Below are 16,874 nucleotides of genomic sequence, written 5' to 3' on the forward strand. Positions count from 1 at the left end.
CAGAGTGGTCATTCTGAATGACAGTTTGCTTAAGTCACTGGTGTCATAAATAATATTCATCTATCTATTCAGGAGATCAGCCGGTGACTCAGCACAATAAGCACAACCGTTTAATGGGCATTTTAGGGGTCCAAGGCGTTGATGTTCGAGAGAACCACAGAGCCAAACAGTGGGGGAGTATTTTTGAGTGGCCGCTCCTGTTTCTGGCGTTTTGGATACTGATCGACTGGTATTTTCAAACCACAAACCATCACGAACAGCTCGCCATTATCGGTCTCAACGACTGGGTGATCTGGGGCTTTTTTACCTTAGATCTGGTAGTTATGTTGGTGTTAGTAGACAACAGACTGCGATACCTAAAAGGCAACTGGATGAGCCTGGTCATCGTGCTGACCGGAATTCCGATTTTATTAAACGCTTTAGGCCTGCAAAGTGGCGTCTTAAGATCACTGAGACTGCTGATTTTTGCCAGTATATTCACACGCCTATCTAGCGATCTTCGCTCGGTGTTGGGCCGGCATAACCTAGGGGTAACTCTGGCGATCGCACTGGGATTTCTGATCCTAGCCGCCTTCCTCATCTCTGGACTGGATCCTGCGTTTAAAAACCCGATCGATGGCTTCTGGTGGGCTTGGGTCACGATGACTACCGTCGGCTACGGCGACCTTGTTCCAACCACCCTTGAGGGGCGTATCGTTGGCATGCTTCTGATTTTGGTTGGCATCGCGATCTTTTCAATGCTGACCGCTAGTTTCTCTGTCTTTTTTATCGAAAAAGATGAAGAGGAGAAAAATGACCGGGAAGACGCTATGGTGCGACGCCTTCAGATGCTTGAAGCTCGTTTAGAGCGAATAGAACAAAACCTCAATAAAGCGGTGACTTCGTTGGAGCAAATTCAAACGCTCGAGTCTGAAAAACGCTCACCAAAAAGTTAACGGATTAGATAACAGCGGTTAAGGCCTGATCGAGTGAAGGGTATTTGAAATCAAATCCGTGCTGAGTCAACTTCGCAGGAATCACAGCCAACCCTTCAGTCAGCAGTGCAGCCCCCTCTTTGCCAAGCATCAACTTAGGCATAAAAGCTGGCATTGGCAAAAAGGTTGGACGCTTCAAGACTTTGCCAAGCTCTTCTGTAAATACTTGGTTGGAGACTGGATTAGGTGAGGTCAAATTGAATGGCCCACTCGCATCAGGGTTATCAATCAAAAATAGAATGGCGTTGACCTGATCGTCTAGATGAATCCAGGACATCATCTGCTGGCCGTCGACAATGCGACCACCTAAGCCCAGTTTAAAGGCAGGTAGCATCTTCTTCAGGGCGCCACCCTTACCAAGCACGATGCCCGTTCTGAGTAGCGCCACTCTGACACCCTCTTGTTCAGCACTTAAGGCAATGTTCTCCCAGCTTTTGCAAAGCTCACTGGAGAAGTCTTGAACCAGAGGTTGATCCGCCTCAGAAAGCGTCTGATTACTGCGAGTCGCCCCGTAAAAACCGATCGCTGAGCCACTGACTAGCACCTTGGGTTTAACCTCTTGTTGAGCAATCCAACGCACTAACTGCCCCGTAACTCCTTCACGACTGGCACGCAGGGCCACTTTTCGCGAGTGAGTCCAAGGTTTATCAGCGATCGGTAAGCCTGCTAAATTGACAATGGCATCGACAGCGGTGTTCAAGTCAGACAAATTTGAGATTGTTTGAACACCGGCCACTTTCGAGGATCGTTTGTGTATCAATAGAGTGACTCGGTCACCTCGAGCGACGAGCGCTCTAGCGACTGCATCACCAATAAACCCTGTACCGCCTGTCAAAAGAATGTGCATGCTGTTAAACCCTTAACTGTTTGCTTTATCTACGTCCCATGCTAGCGTTCGGACTGCTAAAGCTAAAGGAAGAATCGATAATGTTTACTGGTATTGTTCAAGGTGTGGCGACAGTCACTGCCCTCACCCCAGCCGATAATTTTATGACATTGCAGCTTGAGTTCCCGGAAAACTGTTGTGATAACTTCCAGATCGGAGCCAGTGTCGGACTTAATGGTACTTGTTTAACGATTACCTCATTTGAAGGTAACAGAGCCAAGTTTGATGCGATCCAATCGACACTAGAACTGACCAACCTTGGCGATTTGCAGGTCGGGTCACTGGTCAATTTTGAACGTGCCGCTAAGATTGGCGATGAGATTGGTGGGCACCTAATGTCGGGCCATATTTGCGACCGAGTAGCGATAACAGCGATCGAAAAGACAGAGACCAATTGCCGAGTTGAGTTTGATCGTCCGAGCCAATGGGCACCCTATCTATTGGATAAAGGGTTTGTCGGACTGAATGGCTGTAGTTTGACGATGACGCAAGTAACGGATGACCGTTTCTCTGTTTGGCTAATCCCAGAAACCTTGGAGCGCACACTGTTTGGCAAAGCTAAGGTAGGTGATCTGATCAACCTAGAGATCGACCCTCAAACGCAAGCGATTGTCGATACGGTCGAACGATACCTTCAGGAGCGCGGCAAAAACTGATCTCTGTGCTGCGCGATTAACTGCTCTAACTCAGTTGAGATAGAACGAACATTGGCGCGACGCCTCAGCTCTAGAGGCGTCAGCAGCCAGTAGCTTCGTATAAAGCTAATCTCCTTTGGCAGAACCTGAACAAAACGCGGGTCATCTTGCACCATATAATGGGGTAACACCCCAAACCCTCCACCATTAGCAATAAACTGGAATTGGGACATCACGGTTGCCCCCTGAAAGCGCTCAATCAGTTGGTCATCGATCAATCGGTTAAACCCTAACTGCTCAGTGTAGAGTATATCGGGAATATAACCGGCAAACGGGTGCTGTTTAACCGATTCAATATCCTCTAAATCTACGGAATTATTCTGCAGATACTCACGACCTACATAGAGAAAAAGCTGGTAGTCCGTCAGTTTCTTACAATGAATATCCCGCCTCTCAGAGGGCTCCAATGTGATCGCTATGTCCACCTCACGCTTCATCAAGTTAAGGCTCTGTGGAACGGGTACCAAGCGTAGGTTTAGATCAGGGTTACGATGGACAAAATGGGTTAATTGATTTGCTATAAAGAGGTTTCCCAAACCATCTGGCGCCCCAATTCTTAGGTTCCCGGATAGGGATCGCTGATCTGAAGCCGCTCTCTCTTTGGTCAAGACAGTAATGTCTTCACACTGTTGAGCCAGAGGCAAAACAGCTTCACCGGCCGGAGTGAGGTGCAAGCCTTTATCATCCGCCTCAAACAGTGGGGTTTGCAACGCATCTTCAAGAGCGGCTATTCGACGCGACACCGTTGTATGGTTCACGCCCATTCGTTTTGCTGCAGTCAAATAACGACCCGCGCGAGCGACCTCGAGAAAGTAACGCAGATCGTTCCAATTCAATTTATCATCCATCATCTGTGCAATTTAGCACAACAAACCAGCAAAATAATCAAAAATTACTGCACAAATAATCATAAGATGGTGCACACACTAATAAGCATAGAAAGGATAACGCCATGTCTACTGTCAAAGATCTTGGAACTTACGATTACGTCATCGTTGGCGCTGGGTCTGCCGGCTGTGTATTAGCCAACCGTTTGAGTCAAGATCCAAATACTCGTGTGCTTCTGCTTGAAGCGGGTGGCAGTGACAACCAGTTTTGGGTACATGTTCCAGTGGGTTACCTCTACTGTATAGGCAACCCAAAAACTGACTGGTGTTTCTCAACCGATGCCGAAGAGGGGCTTAATGGTCGTTCACTTATCTACCCTCGCGGTAAAGTAATGGGGGGCTGCTCTTCGATTAACGGCATGATCTACATGCGTGGGCAAGAGCGTGACTATGATGAGTGGGCATCATTAGGCAATGAAGGCTGGAGCTGGCAAGAGGTTCTTCCTTATTTCAAACGCTCTGAACGACACTACCAACCCGCTGATGAGTTCCACAATGATAAAGGGGAACTGTTCGTTCAAGAGCAGCGCTTGAGCTGGCCGATTCTAGAAGCCGTTCGAGAGGCGGCTGAAGAGGTTGATGTACCGAAAACCTCAGACTTCAACCGTGGTGATAATGAGGGGTCAGGTTATTTCCCAGTTAACCAAAAAAATGGCATTCGCTGGAATGCACGCAAAGCCTTTATCAACCCCGTTAAAGCACGTCCTAATCTCACCATTATGACTCACGCTCAAGTCACCAAGCTGCGTATTGAAAACCGACGCGTTGTGGGTGCTGATCTCATCGTTAACGGGCAAGTTGCGAGCGTAACGACCGATAAAGAGCTACTGCTCAGTGCCGGTGCGATCAATTCGCCACAAATTCTACAGCTTTCTGGCATTGGCCCTGCCAAGGTTTTAGCGGAGCACAAAATCGAGATGGTGCACGAGCTCCCTGGTGTCGGTGAAAACCTACAGGACCACCTACAGTTGCGAACCATCTACACCGTTGAAAACACAAAAACTCTGAATGAGTGGCAGTCAACCCTGTTGGGTAAAGCGCAAATTGCGGCTGAATACTTCTTAAAACGTTCAGGCCCAATGTCAATGGCCCCCAGTCAGCTCGGTATCTTTACTAAATCCTCGGATGAGCATGCTACGGCGAACATTGAGTATCACGTTCAACCTCTATCGCTTGAGAAATTCGGTGAGGATCTGCACGAGTTTCCGGCTATCACCGTCTCGGTCTGTAACCTGCGTCCAGAGAGCCGCGGTACCTGTCATATTCAATCGACCGATCCTAATGTTCCGCCAGCAATTAAACCGAACTACCTTTCGACGGACGGCGATCGCAAGGTTGCAGCAGATAGCTTACGCCACGCTCGCAAGCTAATGGCGACTCAGCGTTTACGTGAATTTAATCCAATTGAGTTAAAACCGGGCGCACAGCTTCAATCGGATGAAGAGCTCGCGAAGGCCGCAGGTGATGTCGGTACAACAATATTCCACCCGGTCGGCACCGCAAAAATGGGCAGTGATGAGATGTCCGTTGTGGATGCGCGATTGAGAGTGCACGGCATTGACGGTCTGCGCGTAGTGGATGGTTCAGTGATGCCAACCCTTACCTCGGGTAATACTCATGCACCGATCACTATGATTGCAGAGAAAGCGTCTGACATGATCCTTGAGGATAACGCTTAAACTAAAAGGGGCAGATCAATGATCTGCCCCTTTGGGATTGAGACTATTTGTAGATTCGCTCATCAAAAGGATCTACAGGCTCTTCCAGCATTTCGTCCTCTTTGAAGAAGAGTATGCGTCCTTCGAACTTAAACCCCTTAGTCGAGAACCAGCGTTCTGCCTGTTCACGCCCCTCTTCCGCTTTTCTCACCTCCAACCAAGCCATCACGACTCGATAGAAGAAGATACCAAACAGAGCAGCACTCGCGCCTAAGAAGAAATCAGAGGCTAGAGCGAAGATCAGTAGCACCAATGCAACAATCCAGACCTTAGAGCTTCGCGCATTTTTCAGTGCATCGTTTTCAGCCCCGTACTGATCTAGAAAGTTCAGGTAACGACGGTAGTTCTGTTGCAGATCAAACTTAATCGCAGAATCGATAGAGATAGCCATACCAATGACTCCTATTACACCAAGCTCTTACTGACGACTTCATAAACATCGGGCGACAGCGCCTTCTGCTTCATGATGCGTTCCAGTTGAGCTCTCATTAACTTTTGCTTATCACTAGTATAGCGCTTCCAGCGAGTTAAAGGCGTTAACATTCGCGATGCAATTTGAGGGTTCTGCTCATTCAAGCGAATGATCCAATCAGCCAAGTATTGGTAACCCGAGCCATCCGGCGCATGGAATTGAACTGGGTTTGCACTGGCAAAAGCACCAATCAGACTGCGCAGTTTATTGGGGTTTTTTGCATCAAATAGCTCATCGTTTTCAAGTGCTTTAACTCGATCCAGAGCGCCCTCTTTGGAGTCACAGGCCTGCAGTGAGAACCAACTGTTCATCACCAGCGCTTCACCTGACCACTGCTGCTTGAATGCCGCAAGCGCCTGTTTAGCTGCTTGGGCATCTTCAGAGTGAACCAGTGCCGCCAGTGCAGACTGTTGATCGGTCATATTATCAGCGCTGTTGAACTGCTCCATTGCTAACTCAATGGCGCCTTCATAGTTAGCCGCGATCAGGTAACTCAAGGCTAAATTTTTCAGACTGCGCTTAGCCACTTGATCTGCAGTTGGTTGGTAAGCCTCTTTAGAGGTGCAACGCTGATAGACTGCCAACCACTCTGGTGCTAGGGCTTTGCCTAGGGCTTTGACAAAAGCTTTACGAGTCGCGTGAATCGCTTCAACGTCAATGACCTCAGCTAATTCACTCAGATAGGCTTCGCTCGGCAAGGTGCATAACTTAGCGAGCATCGCCTCATCTAAGGACTCATCTTCCAGTAACGCTCGCCAAGCATCTAAAAGCGCTGCGTTGGATTCGACCGCCGCACCCGCAATGCCTGCTTGCAGTTTGTTCACTAAGTAGCGCTGTCCCGACTCCCAACGGTTAAAGCCGTCAGTATCAAAACGCATCAGATGCAGCAGTTGCTCATCCGTGTAGTTAAAACGCAACTTAATCGGTGCTGAGAAGCCGCGAAGCAGAGACGGAGTTGGCTGTTCAGAAAGGCCTTCGAAACTAATGCTCTGTACCTCTTCCGTAAGTTCCAAAACACCTGAAGAGAGTTCCGTCCCCTCCTGTGTGAGCAGTCCAAAACGGATGGGCATATGGAAGGGTGCTTTATGATCTTGACCTGGAGTGCTTGGGCAGCTCTGTTTAAAGGTCAGCTGGTAGGTTCCTGATGCAGCATCCCACTGATCAGAGACCTCAACCACAGGAGTACCTGCTTGGGAATACCAGCGTTTAAACTGTGTTAAGTCGCGTCCTGAAGCCTCTTCCATCGCGGCCACAAAGTCATCCGTCGTAACGGCCTGGCCATCATGACGATCAAAGTAGAGATCCGTCCCTTTTCTGAAGGTCTCTTCACCCAAAAGCTGATGGATCATGCGCACCACTTCTGCGCCTTTCTCATAGACGGTCAGCGTGTAAAAGTTTGAGATCTCGATAAACGATTCCGGTCTCACCGCATGCGCCATGGGGCCAGCGTCTTCAGCAAATTGTGCCGTTCTCAGCAGTGTCACATCTTCGATTCGCTTCACGGTTCGCGAGTTCATATCGGCCGAGAACTCCGCATCACGAAAGACGGTAAAGCCCTCTTTAAGACTTAACTGGAACCAGTCACGACAGGTGACACGGTTGCCTGACCAGTTATGGAAGTACTCATGAGCAACCACCGCCTCTACTCGCTGAAACCCAAGGTCTGTAGTGGTCTTTTGACTGGCTAATACACAACTGGTGTTGAAGATATTGAGGCCTTTATTCTCCATCGCACCCATGTTGAAGAAGTCGACGGCCACGATCATGTAGATATCAAGATCGTACTCACGGCCATAGACCTCTTCATCCCAGCGCATCGATCTCTTTAGGGAGTCCATCGCATAGGCAAGCTTGTCGTGATCTTTAGGTTCAGCAAAAATTTGCAGCTGAACTTCACGTCCAGAGGCTGTTGTGAACTGATCTTCAATGCAGCTTAAATCACCCGCCACTAAAGCAAACAGGTAGGCGGGTTTGGGGTGTGGATCCTGCCAAGTAGCCCAATGACGTCCGTCATCAGTGACCCCTTTATCAACGGCATTACCGTTTGATAGCAACACGGGATACTGTTCGGGATCAGCAATGATGGTTGTCTCAAACAGGGACATCACATCAGGGCGATCAAGGTAATAGGTGATGCGTCTAAAGCCCTCTGCCTCACATTGGGTACAGAAGACACCATCCGAACGGTAGAGACCCTCCAATGCAGTGTTCAGCTGTGGCTGAATGCGACAGAGCGTTTGCAGAGTAAATTGATCAGGAACAACCTCAATCGTCAGTGACTCATCCGTGACCTTATACTCGCCTTCAGGCACCTGTTGGTCATTAATGCAGATTCGTTTGAGCTGAAGGTCTTTATCGCCATTTAAAATCAGAGGGGCGTTGCGAAGATGAGATTCGGGGTTACGGCGCATCTGCAATGTTGCAAAGACTAACGTCTCCTCTTCATCCAATTCAAAACGAAGCGCTACTGAGTCGATCAAAAATTCAGGAACACGGTAATCTTTTAGATAAATTGTGTTGGGTTGTTCACTCAAGATTGTCTCTCCAATCACGCGAAAAATTTAATGTTGTACGCGCCAAACTTGCGCAGGTTGATCACGCCCGTATCTAACATGAGGTACTGGCCTTTAACCCCTTCTAGGATGCCCTCTACAATGGGCGTTTTATCAAAGTTAAAACTGGTTACCTTGGTGGGGTGGTTACGCACTGGGAAGTTAATTTCAACGACCTCTGCATCCAGCTTACGGATCGCATCGCCAGATTGAGCACTGATGAGCTGTTGCAAGGGCTCATCACAGAGTTCAAACAGACGATCGCGCTCCTGTTTCAGATCAAGAGGCAGAACATCGCCTTTCAACATGGCACGCCAATTGGTTTTATCGGCCACCTGTTTAGCAAATATCGTTTCAACAAGACCTGACTGCAGGCGGTTATCGACCTCCATAATCGGAAGTGCTTGCACAGCACCCTGATCAATCCAGCGAGTCGGGATCTGGGTTTGGCGAGTAATGCCCACCTTGAGCCCTGAAGAGTTGGCAAGATAGACGATATGCGGGGCAAAACAGTTCTTCAAACCCCAGCTTTCATCACGACAGGTTCCTTCGGCAAAGTGACAGGTTTCAGGCTTAACGATACAGGTGTCACAGCCCGGAAGTTTTTTGAAACAGGGGTAACAGAAACCTTGATTGAAACTTTTATTGGATTTACGACCACAGGAGAGGCAGTTGATTTGTCCGATGTATTCAAGGCGAATGGGTTGGCCAATAAAATCATTCACTAACGGACCAGCCTCGCCGTTCAGGGATAGCTCATAACGGACAGGAGAGTCGAGATGCACTCGCATCTTCTCCAATATACCCTCTGCTCGCAGCGATAAAGCGTCATTAGTCATCGGTTAGGATTCTCAACACGTCAGGCTGCATTGGATCCGAACCATGCTGTTTTCCATCAGGACGAGTACGATCGATGAAACCTACACGCTGATCCTCTGGAATATCACGCGCCACCTCATAGGCAATGACCGCACGCATACTGGTCTCACGCTGTTCAGGAGATAGTTTTTCACCATTGGGCCATTTACCAATTTCAACGGCCACTTTGAGCGCCTGATAGACATCAGGCGTCATGGTTTCGATCATTTTTTCGTAATTCAAACCGCTACCCATTCATTCAAATTTCAAGCGTTCAGAATACCATAGAGAGGATCGTTTGAGAGGGCTTTTGATACTGGCTTTTAAGAGGATTTGGGCAGCCAAACTCGGCTAATCAGTGCGAAGGCCAAACCCGACAGCAGACCGGCCAAATGAGCGGTATTAGCAATAGCCCCTAAACCTATGAATTCCAGCGCTCCGGTATATCCCAGAGCCAACCAAAAAATCATGAACCCAAACAGCGCTTTAGGGAGCCTAAACAATGGCCTACTGCTCAATTGATCCCATAACCAGGTGTAACCCAACACAGCAAAGACGACACCAGAGAGGCCACCAAAGAGCGGGCCCGTCACCCAAAACTGAGCCAGATTAGAGAGAGCTGCCGAGAAAAGCACCAGCAGCAAGAAGTGGGTCGTCCCCTGAAGGCGCTCTATCGAACCACCGATCATCCAGACCCAAAGCAGGTTAAACAAGATATGTAGCAGAGAGAAGTGCATAAACATCGGAGTCCAAATCCGCCACAACTCTCCCGATGAGAGCATAGTACTCAGTGTGTGATACTCAATCTGGCTGGAGCTGAGTGTAAAGTCGGCAAAACTGAATCTCACCATCCAGCTGGCATTGCCACCGAAATCGATGAGCAGCGTGATGATGGCCGATAGGAAAATCAGTAAAGCCGTCGCAGGCAGTTGTTTTAGCTCTGAAATTTTAAAGGGGGATCGGCTTTTAGGGTTGTGAACTTGCACATTGATGCTAGCGAGATCCCCACCCTCTCGCCAATATTGAAAGAGTTCGAGGACTTTTTCGCGGTTAATGTGGGCCGCAACAAAGAGTGTTTGGCTGTCACCCTCTTCCACCACCCGATGAGGAATGGCGTTAGCCCATAAAAATTGGGTGAACTCTGTTAGATCGACCGTTAGATCGGTTTTAACCACAGGAACCACTAGCGCGGGAACTCCGCATCGACATCGACCCAGATGAACTTGCTGCTATCGAGCGTCTTTTCACCATCGAATCGGTAGGCCACCAACTTACCGTATTTAACCGCACTGTAATCTAGGCAGGCGATGTTATCGGCAACCGGTTTAGGTTCACCTTCACACCAGTAGTGGCCGATAAACAGTGGCCGCTCATCGCGCGAATAGAACTGCAGATCCACGTAATCAGCGGGTGTTAGCTCGGTACGAGCTATATGCTCCGGCAAAGGATCAGGTTGAAACACCACATCCCCCATTCGTTTAGGCTCTTGCGCCCAGAAACGAGTTCTGAAGAAGTGGCGTCTAAATCCATCTTTGCTGATCATCACTTCATTGTTGGGCAGTCGCAAATGGGTGCCACGGGTCAATCGATCCATGACCAAGAACTCAAAACTGTGCGGTTTGACAGAGTTCAAAAGAAATTGCTTATCCACGACTGGAGCAGAACCTACTCGCTCTTTTAAACGGTTGATCAAGGTTGAGTGCCAACAGGCATGCACCACTCGCAGATCATCATGCTCGATGAACAGTGGAATCGACTCAATCCAATCCAACAGCTCTTGTTCATCCGATTGACGATGAGCAAATTGATCTAAAGTCTCTTGAACAATGCGTTGGTGTCTGGGCGTGTGCTCACGAAGAAAGTCACCACTACCATCACCCTTAGGCGTTTTATAACAATAGTAGTTGTATTCGTGGTTACCCATGACAATTTCGGCGCCCGACTTTTCCACCATGGCCCGAACGATCTCATAGGTCTCAACAATGCGTGGACCACGATCGATTACATCACCGAGGAAAATAACGCGGCGGTTAGGGTGACGGTATGCACCATCAATTTCCCTGTATCCCATGCGGTTGAGCAGAAGCTTTAAACTCTCGCCGCAGCCGTGGATATCGCCAATTAAATCTATACCCTGTCTCTGCAAAACTACTTATCCCAGAGCTTTGAGCTCCAACCGAGCTTGGTCCGGCAGGTGCTGTAAAAATCGTAGTTTTCTGGGTGGAGCAGGCGCAGCTTTTGTGGCTTCTTACTGATCGTCACGGTATCACCAGGCGCCAAAGCGATGTTACTTTGGCCATCACAGGCTACGGACGGGTATGTTTCATTATTTTCACTGATCACCAGTTTCAGCTCAGAGTTACCGTCTACCACAATTGGGCGGCTTGATAGTGTATGCGGGAACATTGGAACTAAGACCAACGCGTCCAGTTTAGGGTGCATCAGAGGACCACCGGCTGACAGTGAGTAGGCGGTAGATCCTGTTGGTGTTGCGACGATCAAACCATCTGAACGCTGGGTGTAGACATACTGACCTTCAATCCAGAGTTCAAACTCAATCATTCGAGTCGCTTTACCTGGGTGCAACACACAGTCGTTAAGGGCCGTTGTCTCGGCGATGGGTTCGCCATTGCGCTTCACGGTGACATCCAGCAAGAAACGCTTATCAACTACGTAGTGGCCTTCTAGAACCTGATCGACCATCTCTTCGATCTCTTCAGGTTTAATATCCGTTAGGAAGCCAAGATTACCGCGGTTAACACCCAACACAGGCACATTTGACGACGCCAATGAGCGTGCAGCCCCAAGCAGACTTCCGTCACCACCCACTACGATCACAAGATCAGCCACTTCGCCCATCAGCTTTTGCGGCGAGACCTGCAGACCATGGCCAGGCATTATCTCTGAAATCTTATCGTCAATGACAATGTTCAAATGACGCTGCTCAAGAAAGCGAATGAGCTGCTTCATGGTATCGATGACTTTTTTACTTCCTAAGCGGCCTATAAGACCAATATTGCGAAATTGATACATACCCTGTGCGTTTCCCTGCGGATATCAATGAATGATTAGACAGCAGTATAAAGCTTGTAGAGGGAGAACGTTAGCCGACCTAGGTGTTAAAAGCCGTTAAAAAGGGAGAGGGCCGACAAACTCATTTGCCAGACGGTTGATACGTTCTTGCTGAGCCCTAAGACCTTGCAAACCTCCGGTATGAACCATCAGTAGACGCTTCCCTGTTAAACGATGCTTGAGATACTGACGATTCAGATAGTGGAATACTCGCAAGGTATAGATTGGGTCTAGCAGTAGACCTAGAATCTGAGCTCGAACCTGAGTGGCCGCTAGTTCAGCAGTCACCTTGCCATAGCGTTGCTGCAGAGCCACCTCAATAGACCACTGCACGGATTGCTCCGTTTGAAGATGACCTGCTTGTGTCAGCAGCTCACTGACACGTTCATTTAGGTCGGCGAGGCTTCCTAGAGCAGACAACCCAATCAGCTCGACTCCATCAGGCGCTCCAGCGACTAAACCCGCCAAAGTTCCCCCAGATCCCACCGCCACATAGACCTGATCGTAGACGCGATTCTGCAAACAGGCTTGATGCCAGATAGAGGCACAGCCTTCGACGGCGCTATGATTACTTCCCCCTTCCGGTATCCAGTAGGGATTGATTAACTGATATTGATCCGCCAGCGACTGAGTAGGCTTTTCACGATAGGTGTCACGATCGATGAATATCAACTGCATGCCGCAGGCTTTAGCATCCTCAAGTGTTGGTGTGGATTGAGGTTCACCGCGAATAAAACCAACCGACTTAAGCTCTAGATTCTGTGCCGCGTAGGCCAGTGCGTGAATATGGTTGGAGTGAGGACCTCCAAAGCTGGCCACTAGATCACCAAGGTTGAGTTTAGAGAGATTAGGGAGCAGTTTGAACCACTTATTGCCCGAAATCAGACGATCAGTTTGATCTAGACGCAATAAATCAAAACTAAAGCCGTTAGGTAGATTTATAGTTTCGATAGAGATTGAAGGTGTCTGCATGAATCAGAACTCGATATGGTGGGCGAAGAGGGGTTCGAACCCCCGACCCTCTGCTTGTAAGGCAGATGCTCTCCCAACTGAGCTATTCGCCCATATCGTAGGCGTGTGCTAATTCGTTGGAGCATTGTCATCGACGATGCGATGAATCGCGACCTTTTCAAGATCGCTCCAACAAAAGCTGCAGAATCAGAGAACTGCGAACTCGTAAATGGCGGAACGGACGGGACTTAGCGACCCTGAACATCCCACATGAGCTGACAGGCAGGTATTCTAACTTGTCAATCTCAAAATGGCGGAACGGACGGGACTCGAACCCGCGACCCCCTGCGTGACAGGCAGGTATTCTAACCAACTGAACTACCGCTCCGTTATGGTGGGCGAAGAGGGGTTCGAACCCCCGACCCTCTGCTTGTAAGGCAGATGCTCTCCCAACTGAGCTATTCGCCCATAACGGTGGTTTGTCTTGCGACGTAATCTTTCAAACCAATTCATGAAAGATGGCGGAACGGACGGGACTCGAACCCGCGACCCCCTGCGTGACAGGCAGGTATTCTAACCAACTGAACTACCGCTCCAGCAGTAACTGAGCATTGCTGCTCAAGAACAGGGTGCGAATTTTAATGGCTTTTCGATCAGAGTCAAACCTTTATCCGATATTTTTCTAAAAAATAGCGATTTTTTTTAACCAAACTGAAGGTTGATTATTTGTTAACCTACGCGCTGGATAAATTAGAGAGAAATGACATGTCCGCCGTTACCGCTCAATTGACTCGCCTCTTCGACGAATTCAAAACCGAATGCAAACAACAGGGTAATCCAACACTTCTGGTTGAAGAGGATTGGTTGAGCCCTGCACTGCTGCCAGGCTATGAGGTTGACCAAGAGTCTGAGTGGTTACCCAGCCCTATCAATAACTCGACTCTGGACATGTTTGAGCGACTTTCAGAAGCTCTAGAGATAGAGATTCCCCAATCGATCATTGATTACTACACCAGTTATTGGTCACAACCCATCTTAGCAACCCATACCGAGGGCGAATTAAGTCTCATCTTTGTCTGGAACCCTGAGGATCTGGAGCGCTTAAGAGAGAACCTCATTGGCCATGCTCTGAACAAAAGACGCTTGCGACAAAACATCAGCTTCTTCTTTGCTACTACTGAACCGGATGGCGATCAGATTCTTTCGGTGGAGAGCGAGACAGGTCGTGTGCTTCTAGAGAAGCCAGGACAGAAAAAGTTCAGTGTCATTGCTGAAGATCTAGAGAGCTTTCTCAGCCAGGTGAATTGTATCCATCACCAGTGACCCAACTGATTAGGAGATCGATTAACCAATCGACCTAGCCAAAAGACGACTGATTTGGCACAGATCAACGCCAGATTCGCTACGCCACTGGTTAAATGCTTCTTGAACCAGAAGTAGATCACGTTTAGCCGAGGGACGCTTATCAACAACGCCCTGCGCCTTTAACGCGACCACTACATCATCTGTCAGGACTGGACTGTCGCGACCGACAATTCGAAGTGCATAGGCTCCTGAGTTACCACCCAACTGTGATCCCTCTTTTTTCAGATAGGCCCATAAGCCAACGACGGTGTCCTCGACCGGCCAATCAGCCAAAAACTGACCAAAGCTACCCTGTTTTTGACTGACCTCATGAATCATCAAAGCGTTGATACGAGTTGCTTTAATTTTTCCAAAGTGGCGAATGAGATCCCTGTTCTGCATTAAGGCATCAAGGTGATCATCACTCATCAACGAGACCTTTTCAGGATCGAAACCAAAGAATGCTTTCTCAAAAGCGGGCCACTTACCGTCCACTAACGAGCGCTTGAGCCCTGCACAGAAGATACGCCAGGTCATCGCCGACAATATACGATCGTCCGGTGTTGCCATAAGTTCTGTCCGATTAGCCGCCCGTGGACCCAGCAGCTCGGCATCGCTCCAATCGGGGTAAAAATGCTTAGCCTGTTGCAGAAGGTGTGAAAAAGGTTTCATCAGTGATCCGGTTCAAAGTTAAGAGATGCAGAGTTAACACAGTAGCGAACACCGGTTGGCTGTGGACCATCGGGGAATATATGCCCCAAATGAGATCCACACTGACTGCAGGTGATTTCTGTACGCACCATACCATGTGAATGGTCGGGATGCTGATCCACCCTACCCTCACCCAACTCATCAAAGAAGCTAGGCCAACCACATCCAGAATCATATTTCAGAGAGCTATCAAAGAGTTCAGCATCACAGCATTTACAGCGATAAAGACCTGATCGCTTCTCATCAAAATAGGCCCCAGTGAAAGCGCGCTCTGTCCCTTTCTGGCGACATATGTAGAACTCTTCAGGTGACAATTTATCTCGCCAGTACTCATCGTCTTTTAAATCATCATATTGCATTGTGAAAAACCTCTCTAAGAGCTCGGTAAACTCTATACCCAAACCGAGCAAAGTCGTATAGTTACAACTAACACGGTTTGCTTATCAACACGTTGGTAGTACGACGTATTCTACTCAAATCGATCCCCTTTAAATTAATCTCCCCGTGAGAAGAGCTCTACCGATGTCTCAGATTAGAAAGTCCAACAAACTCAACAATGTATGTTACGACATTCGTGGACCTGTCCTTCAAGAAGCAAAACGCTTGGAAGAGGATGGCCACAAAATTTTAAAACTGAATATCGGTAACCCGGCCCCATGGGGCTTCGATGCCCCTGACGAGATTGTTCAAGACGTAATCTACAACTTGCCAAGCGCGCAGGGTTATTGTGATTCAAAAGGGCTGTTTGCAGCTCGTAAAGCGGTCATGCAGGAGTCACAACGCAAAGGCATCAAAGATGTCACCATTGAAGATATCTACATTGGGAACGGTGTCTCAGAGCTGATCGTGATGGCAATGCAGGGGCTTCTCAACGATAACGACGAGATGTTAATCCCTGCACCAGACTATCCGCTATGGACCGCAGCCGTCAGCCTAGCAGGGGGTATACCGGTTCACTATCAGTGTGACGAGGAGCGCGAGTGGTTCCCAAATATAGAGGATATTCGCAGCAAAATTTCTGAGCACACCCGTGGGATAGTAGTGATCAACCCCAACAACCCAACTGGTGCGCTGTACCCAGAATCGGTCCTTAAAGAGATTATCGAACTAGCGCGTGAACACAATCTGATCATCTTTGCTGACGAGATCTACGATAAAATTCTTTACGACGAAGCGAAACACACTTCGATCGCATCACTGACTGATGATGTGCTGGTCTGTACGTTTAACGGTTTATCCAAAACCTACCGTGCAGCGGGCTTCCGTTCAGGCTGGATGTTTATGAGTGGACCTAAGCACACGGCAACCGACTACATCGAAGGCTTAGAGATGTTGGCGAACATGCGCCTGTGTGCCAACGTTCCGGCGCAGAATGCCATTCAAACCGCGCTAGGCGGTTACCAATCGATCAATGAACTGATTGTTCCTGGTGGTCGCCTATGCGATCAGCGAGATATCGCCTACAAGATGCTAAATGAGATCCCCGGTGTCAGCTGCGTTAAACCCAAAGGGGCAATGTACTGCTTTGTGAAGTTAGATCCCGAGGTCCATCCCATCAGCAACGATGAGAAATTCGCACTGGATCTACTTCAGCAGCAAAAGGTGCTCATTGTGCATGGTAGCGGTTTCAACCTTCCGGATACTCAGCACTTTAGGATTGTATTTTTACCGGAACCAAGACTCTTGGAAGATGCCATCTCTAGAATTGGCACCTTCCTGAAAACCTATAAACAGTAACCCGAGCTCTACGGAAT

17 protein-coding genes and 4 tRNA genes are annotated in these 16,874 nt (G+C 48.6%); 5 read left to right on the forward strand and 16 right to left on the reverse strand.

The features are described 5' to 3' along the window. The first annotated feature begins 83 nt into the window (after positions 1–83). Positions 84–935 carry an ion channel gene (locus tag XMG59_RS02700; protein WP_173484653.1) on the forward strand — a complete coding sequence of 284 codons (852 nt, stop codon included), beginning with the start codon at positions 84–86 and terminating at the stop codon, positions 933–935. Between the two features lie 4 nt (positions 936–939). Here the strand turns inward: XMG59_RS02700 and XMG59_RS02705 are convergent, their stop codons facing one another. Beyond that, positions 940–1,821, reverse strand: coding sequence for a TIGR01777 family oxidoreductase (locus XMG59_RS02705; RefSeq protein ID WP_173483288.1), 882 nt, complete (start codon positions 1,819–1,821; stop codon positions 940–942). An 80-nt stretch (positions 1,822–1,901) separates the two neighbouring features. On the opposite strand from XMG59_RS02705, the gene XMG59_RS02710 reads away from it, so the two are divergent. After that, positions 1,902–2,516 (forward strand): riboflavin synthase subunit alpha, encoded by a 615-nt coding sequence (locus XMG59_RS02710; RefSeq protein WP_173480578.1) that lies wholly within the window; start codon positions 1,902–1,904, stop codon positions 2,514–2,516. Here XMG59_RS02710 and XMG59_RS02715 read toward each other — a convergent pair. After that, entirely contained in the window at positions 2,495–3,391 is an 897-nt protein-coding gene (locus XMG59_RS02715; RefSeq protein ID WP_173480577.1) for a LysR family transcriptional regulator, read from the reverse strand. The two genes, XMG59_RS02710 and XMG59_RS02715, sit on opposite strands and share 22 nt — an antisense overlap. Positions 3,392–3,507: 116 nt before the next feature. Between XMG59_RS02715 and XMG59_RS02720 the strand changes: the two genes are divergently transcribed. After that, positions 3,508–5,121, forward strand: coding sequence for a GMC family oxidoreductase (locus XMG59_RS02720; RefSeq protein WP_173484652.1), 1,614 nt, complete (start codon positions 3,508–3,510; stop codon positions 5,119–5,121). Positions 5,122–5,164: 43 nt separating this feature from the next. Here XMG59_RS02720 and XMG59_RS02725 read toward each other — a convergent pair whose 3' ends face one another. The 12 genes from XMG59_RS02725 to XMG59_RS02780 form a co-directional block, all read right to left on the reverse strand. Continuing rightward, the gene (locus XMG59_RS02725) at positions 5,165–5,551 is read right to left on the reverse strand and encodes a hypothetical protein (protein ID WP_173498173.1); all 387 of its coding nucleotides are present in this window, start codon (positions 5,549–5,551) and stop codon (positions 5,165–5,167) included. A 14-nt stretch (positions 5,552–5,565) separates the two neighbouring features. Then, the gene (pepN, locus tag XMG59_RS02730) at positions 5,566–8,169 is read right to left on the reverse strand and encodes an aminopeptidase N (RefSeq protein WP_173498281.1); all 2,604 of its coding nucleotides are present in this window, start codon (positions 8,167–8,169) and stop codon (positions 5,566–5,568) included. Positions 8,170–8,180: 11 nt separating this feature from the next. After that, complete coding sequence (locus tag XMG59_RS02735) at positions 8,181–9,023, reverse strand: DUF2797 domain-containing protein (RefSeq protein WP_173484650.1); 843 nt, start codon at positions 9,021–9,023, stop codon at positions 8,181–8,183. Next, complete coding sequence (locus XMG59_RS02740; protein ID WP_173480573.1) at positions 9,016–9,285, reverse strand: YeaC family protein; 270 nt, start codon at positions 9,283–9,285, stop codon at positions 9,016–9,018. Before XMG59_RS02740 ends, XMG59_RS02735 begins: the two co-directional genes overlap by 8 nt. A gap of 80 nt (positions 9,286–9,365) precedes the next feature. After that, the gene (locus XMG59_RS02745) at positions 9,366–10,226 is read right to left on the reverse strand and encodes a rhomboid family intramembrane serine protease (protein ID WP_173480572.1); all 861 of its coding nucleotides are present in this window, start codon (positions 10,224–10,226) and stop codon (positions 9,366–9,368) included. Further along, positions 10,226–11,188, reverse strand: coding sequence for a metallophosphoesterase (locus XMG59_RS02750; protein ID WP_173483293.1), 963 nt, complete (start codon positions 11,186–11,188; stop codon positions 10,226–10,228). Before XMG59_RS02750 ends, XMG59_RS02745 begins: the two co-directional genes overlap by 1 nt. A gap of 2 nt (positions 11,189–11,190) precedes the next feature. Further along, the gene (locus XMG59_RS02755) at positions 11,191–12,075 is read right to left on the reverse strand and encodes an NAD(+) kinase (RefSeq protein ID WP_173498174.1); all 885 of its coding nucleotides are present in this window, start codon (positions 12,073–12,075) and stop codon (positions 11,191–11,193) included. A gap of 96 nt (positions 12,076–12,171) precedes the next feature. After that, positions 12,172–13,086, reverse strand: coding sequence for a 1-aminocyclopropane-1-carboxylate deaminase/D-cysteine desulfhydrase (locus XMG59_RS02760; RefSeq protein ID WP_173494670.1), 915 nt, complete (start codon positions 13,084–13,086; stop codon positions 12,172–12,174). A gap of 16 nt (positions 13,087–13,102) precedes the next feature. Next, positions 13,103–13,178, reverse strand: a tRNA-Val gene (locus XMG59_RS02765). A gap of 198 nt (positions 13,179–13,376) precedes the next feature. After that, positions 13,377–13,453 (reverse strand) — tRNA-Asp (locus XMG59_RS02770). A gap of 4 nt (positions 13,454–13,457) precedes the next feature. Then, positions 13,458–13,533, reverse strand: a tRNA-Val gene (locus tag XMG59_RS02775). Between the two features lie 51 nt (positions 13,534–13,584). After that, positions 13,585–13,661, reverse strand: a tRNA-Asp gene (locus XMG59_RS02780). Positions 13,662–13,830: 169 nt separating this feature from the next. Between XMG59_RS02780 and XMG59_RS02785 the strand changes: the two genes are divergently transcribed. Beyond that, a complete protein-coding gene (locus tag XMG59_RS02785; protein WP_173488586.1) occupies positions 13,831–14,388 on the forward strand; it encodes a SecY-interacting protein Syd in 558 nt (185 codons plus the stop codon). A gap of 21 nt (positions 14,389–14,409) precedes the next feature. Here XMG59_RS02785 and XMG59_RS02790 read toward each other — a convergent pair whose 3' ends face one another. Both XMG59_RS02790 and msrB read right to left on the reverse strand, forming a co-directional pair. Then, a complete protein-coding gene (locus XMG59_RS02790; RefSeq protein ID WP_173480567.1) occupies positions 14,410–15,081 on the reverse strand; it encodes a DNA-3-methyladenine glycosylase I in 672 nt (223 codons plus the stop codon). After that, on the reverse strand, positions 15,081–15,479 hold the full coding sequence (msrB, locus tag XMG59_RS02795) for a peptide-methionine (R)-S-oxide reductase MsrB (RefSeq protein ID WP_173480566.1): 399 nt from the start codon (positions 15,477–15,479) through the stop codon (positions 15,081–15,083). Before msrB ends, XMG59_RS02790 begins: the two co-directional genes overlap by 1 nt. 163 nt (positions 15,480–15,642) lie before the next feature. Here msrB and XMG59_RS02800 point away from each other — a divergent pair, with 163 nt between their 5' ends. After that, positions 15,643–16,857, forward strand: coding sequence for a pyridoxal phosphate-dependent aminotransferase (locus XMG59_RS02800; protein ID WP_173498175.1), 1,215 nt, complete (start codon positions 15,643–15,645; stop codon positions 16,855–16,857). Positions 16,858–16,874 lie beyond the last annotated feature (17 nt).

This window comes from Marinobacterium sp. xm-g-59 (assembly GCF_013283315.1).
Classification (GTDB): Bacteria; Pseudomonadota; Gammaproteobacteria; order Pseudomonadales; family Balneatricaceae; genus Marinobacterium_E.